The sequence below is a fragment of the Halomonas sp. SIMBA_159 genome (assembly GCF_046536035.1).
Lineage (GTDB): Bacteria > Pseudomonadota > Gammaproteobacteria > Pseudomonadales > Halomonadaceae > Vreelandella > Vreelandella venusta_A.
This window is the reverse complement of the sequence record NZ_JAWJBT010001571.1, coordinates 1-237: the sequence shown is the minus strand read 5'-3', so window position 1 is coordinate 237 and position 237 is coordinate 1. Positions and strand designations below refer to the sequence as shown.

The following is a 237-nucleotide window of genomic DNA, read 5'->3' as shown; positions in this document are numbered from 1 at the left end:
AATCCTAAAAACAATTATGTACTAATATTGGATGAAATAAACAGAGCTAATCTCTCTTCTGTTTTAGGGGAATTAATATATGCATTAGAATACCGTTATTATTTTGATAAAGAAAATTATCAAGAAGCTTCAGTGGAAAGCCTTTACGATATTTCAAATGGAGATGACGAACCTAACAGAACATTAATACTTCCCGAAAATCTCTATATTATTGGTACTATGAATACTGCTGATCGT

General features: G+C 30.0%; 1 protein-coding gene. It reads left to right on the top strand.

The annotated features are described in order from the left end of the window. Positions 1–24 precede the first annotated feature (24 nt). On the top strand, positions 25–237 hold a 213-nt coding region (locus tag R0J87_RS24525; protein WP_498889649.1), incomplete at its 3' end, for an AAA family ATPase.